The following is a 3,571-nucleotide window of genomic DNA, read 5'->3' on the forward strand; positions in this document are numbered from 1 at the left end:
TCGCGAACTACAAGCGGGTGGTCGCGGCGGTGCGCCGCATCACCTCACCTGCCCCCGAAGGGCTCGGCCTGTCGCAGCGCTCGGTCACCGTCTCCACCGTGGGACTGGCACCGGCCATCCGGCGCCTCGCCGACGAAGGTCTGAGCGTCACCCTCGCGGTGTCGCTGCACACCCCGGACGACGAACTGCGCGACACCCTCGTCCCCGTCAACAACAGGTGGTCGGTCGCCGAGGTTCTCGAGGCGGCGCGGTACTACGCCGACAAGACCGGCCGGCGCGTCTCGATCGAGTACGCCCTCATCCGCGACGTCAACGACCAGCCGTGGCGCGCCGACATGCTCGGCAAGAAGCTCCACAAGGCGCTCGGGTCGCTCGTGCACGTCAACTTGATCCCACTGAACCCCACACCGGGCAGCGAGTGGGACGCCAGCCCGAAGGACGTCGAACGCGAATTCGTGCGGCGCGTGCAGGCCCAGGGCGTGTCGTGCACCGTGCGCGACACGCGTGGCCAGGAGATTGCGGCAGCCTGCGGGCAGCTCGCCGCCGAAGGCTGAGGCGGCACCGAAGACACGACGGGGCCCGTCCGGAGAATCCGGACGGGCCCCGAACGTTCGTGGAACTAGCGCAGACGGCGCCGGCGCACCGCGTCGCGCGCGACGATGAACACGAGCAGGGCCGCCGAGCCGATCAGGTACAGGCTCTCCACGTGTCCTTCGTGGTTGCCGATGAGCATCAGCAGCAGGAACGCCGCGACGACCAGGGCCATGACGCGGAAGAACTTGGGGGCTTCCCCGCTCCAACCCCACTCGGCCGACGGAACTTCCGCCGCCACATCACTACGAGTGGACTGCAACTCGGTACCGGCCACGGCTTCCTCCTGCTCACCAGATGCTTCTGTTGCTGCTTATCGTGACATACGACCCCCTGTCGTACGAAGCGGGGCATGCGTGTGGCGCCTCCCGGTGGGTGGAGGCCGGGCGGTTCAGGAACTGTTCAGGTGCGTGGGGAACAATGCTCGCGTGGCCGACACTCGATCTTCTTCCCGCACCCGGGTGCTCCTGCTGGGCAGCACCGGTTCCATCGGTACCCAGGCACTCGACGTGATCGCCGCCAATCCCGACGAGTTCGAAGTCGTCGGTCTCGCCGCCGGCGGCGGCAGGACCGACCTGCTCGCCGAGCAGATCCGCGCGACCGGCGTACGGGAGGTCGCCGTGGCAGATCCCGACGCCGCCGCCCGGCTCGACCTGCCGGTCCGGAGCGGCCCGGCCGCCGTCACCGAACTCGTGCGTGAGGTCGGCGCGGACGTCGTGCTCAACGCCCTCGTCGGCTCCCTCGGTCTCGAACCGACCCTCGCCGCGCTCGGCACCGGCGCGCGACTCGCATTGGCGAACAAGGAGTCGCTGGTCGCGGGCGGGTCGCTCGTCACGAAGGCGGCGGGGCCGGGCCAGATCGTTCCCGTCGACTCGGAACACTCCGCGCTGGCGCAGTGCCTGCGTGGCGGCAGCGGCGACGAGGTGGCGCGCCTGGTCCTGACCGCCTCGGGCGGACCGTTCCGTGGCTGGACGGCCCATCGCCTCGACTCGGTGACACCCGAGCAGGCCGGTGCGCACCCCACCTGGTCGATGGGACCGATGAACACCCTCAACTCGGCCACGCTCGTCAACAAGGGACTCGAACTCATCGAGACGCACCTGCTCTTCGGCGTGGAGTACGACCGGATCGACGTGACCGTGCACCCGCAGTCGATCGTGCACTCGATGGTCACCTTCGTCGACGGTTCCACGCTCGCCCAGGCGTCGCCGCCGTCCATGAAGCTGCCGATCGCATTGGCTCTGGGCTGGCCGCACCGCGTCGCGCACGCTGCACCGGCGCTCGACTTCTCGGCGGCGTCGACCTGGGAGTTCGAACCCCTCGACGACGACGTCTTCCCCGCGGTGCGGCTCGCACGCCAGGCAGGCCTCGGAGGCGGATGCCTCACGGCCGTCTACAACGCGGCCAACGAGGTCGCTGCGGAGGCCTTCCTCGCCGGCGCCCTGTCGTTCCCGCGGATCGTGCAGACCGTCGAGGCCGTGCTGAACGACGCGCACGAGTGGTCCGCCGAACCCAGTACCGTGGACGACGTGCTCGCCGCCGACGGCTGGGCCCGCGACCGGGCGCGCGCACTCGTATAGGAGGATCGGCCACTCATGATGTTCGCACTGGGCGTGGTGGTGTTCGCCCTCGGCATCGCCATCTCGATCGCTCTGCACGAGGCCGGCCACATGTGGACGGCGCAGAAGCTGGGCATGAAGGTCCGGCGGTACTACATCGGTTTCGGCCCCCGTGTGTTCGCGTTCCGCCGCGGGGAGACCGAATACGGTCTCAAAGCCGTTCCGGCCGGCGGGTTCTGCGACATCGCGGGTATGACGGCCCTGGACGAGCTCGCGCCCGACGAGGTCGACCGCGCGATGTACAAGCAGAAGACGTGGAAGCGTCTGGTCGTGATGTCGGGTGGCATCGCGATGAACTTCCTGCTCGGCATCGTGCTCGTCTACGGCCTCGCCGCGAGCGCGGGACTGCCCAACACCGACAACCGCGCAGTGGTGGGCACCGTCGGCTGTGCCGCACCGACCCAGGACGGCCCGCCCGACTACACCCCGGCCGACTGTTCGGGTCCCGGTCCGGCCGAACAGGCCGGCATCGCACCGGGCGATGTGATCGTCGCGGTGGACGGGCAGCCCGTCGAAACGTTCGACGACCTCGTCCGGGCCACGCAGCCGTTGTCGGGCACAGTGCCGTTCACCGTCGAGCGCGGCGACGAGACCCTCACCGTGCCGGTCACGGTGCAGCAGGTCCAGCGCTGGGTGTACGAGAGCGAGTCACCCGACGCCGAACCCGTCTCCCGGACGGTCGGCGCGATCGGTGTCGGTGGTGAGCCGGGAATCATCGAGTACACGCCGCTCTCGGCGATCCCTGCGACCCTCGACTTCACCGGCTACCTCGCGGCCCGTACCGCCGAGGCACTCGTGAGCCTGCCGAGCAAGGTCGCCGACCTGTGGACGGCCGTCACCGGGGGGGAGGCGTGCGGTCGACACCCCGGTCAGCGTCGTCGGAGCCAGCGTCATCGGTGGCCAGTTCGCCGAGCGCGGCATCTGGGAATCGTTCGTGCTGTTGCTCGCACAGCTGAACTTCTTCCTCGGTGCGTTCAACCTCCTCCCGCTGCTGCCGCTCGACGGCGGGCACATGGCCGTCGCGATCTACGAGAAGGCCCGCAACTGGCTGCGCGGCCTGCGCGGGCTGCCCGTCGGCCCGCCCGTGGACTACATGAAACTGTTGCCGCTGACCTACGTGGCGGTGGTCATCGGTGGGGCATACATGGTGCTCACACTCACAGCAGACATCGTCAACCCCATCAAGCTGTTCTGATCTGCGCCGGTAGACTTGCCGAGTAGCGACGAAAGAAGGCGAACTGTGACCAGCCCCGTCGGATTGGGCATGCCCGAAATTCCTGCGGTCCTCGCACCCCGGCGCAAGACCCGCCAGCTCATGGTCGGAAATGTCGGCGTCGGCAGCGATCACCCGGTGTCCGTGC

Annotated in this window: 3 protein-coding genes and 2 pseudogenes; 4 read left to right on the forward strand and 1 reads right to left on the reverse strand. The window is 69.1% G+C overall.

Annotated features, from left to right (window positions below; translation table 11 throughout):
- Positions 1-554: radical SAM protein (locus R1101_RS0118650; protein ID WP_016934860.1), on the forward strand; the 554-nt coding region annotated here is incomplete at its 5' end.
- Positions 555-619: 65 nt separating this feature from the next.
- On the opposite strand, the gene R1101_RS0118655 is transcribed toward R1101_RS0118650, so the two are convergent.
- The gene (locus R1101_RS0118655; RefSeq protein ID WP_026003452.1) at positions 620-868 is read right to left on the reverse strand and encodes a DUF2631 domain-containing protein; all 249 of its coding nucleotides are present in this window, start codon (positions 866-868) and stop codon (positions 620-622) included.
- 151 nt (positions 869-1,019) lie between these two features.
- On the opposite strand from R1101_RS0118655, the gene dxr reads away from it, so the two are divergent.
- From dxr to R1101_RS30320, 3 genes and pseudogenes are all read left to right on the forward strand, one after another.
- Positions 1,020-2,171 (forward strand): 1-deoxy-D-xylulose-5-phosphate reductoisomerase, encoded by a 1,152-nt coding sequence (dxr, locus tag R1101_RS0118660; protein ID WP_026003453.1) that lies wholly within the window; start codon positions 1,020-1,022, stop codon positions 2,169-2,171.
- Between the two features lie 15 nt (positions 2,172-2,186).
- Positions 2,187-3,405, forward strand: a pseudogene (locus R1101_RS27475) (M50 family metallopeptidase).
- 45 nt (positions 3,406-3,450) lie between these two features.
- Positions 3,451-3,571, forward strand: a pseudogene (locus R1101_RS30320) (flavodoxin-dependent (E)-4-hydroxy-3-methylbut-2-enyl-diphosphate synthase); the annotation flags it as partial.

The sequence above is a fragment of the Rhodococcus sp. R1101 genome (assembly GCF_000278445.1).
Taxonomy (GTDB): Bacteria; Actinomycetota; Actinomycetes; order Mycobacteriales; family Mycobacteriaceae; genus Rhodococcus; species Rhodococcus gordoniae.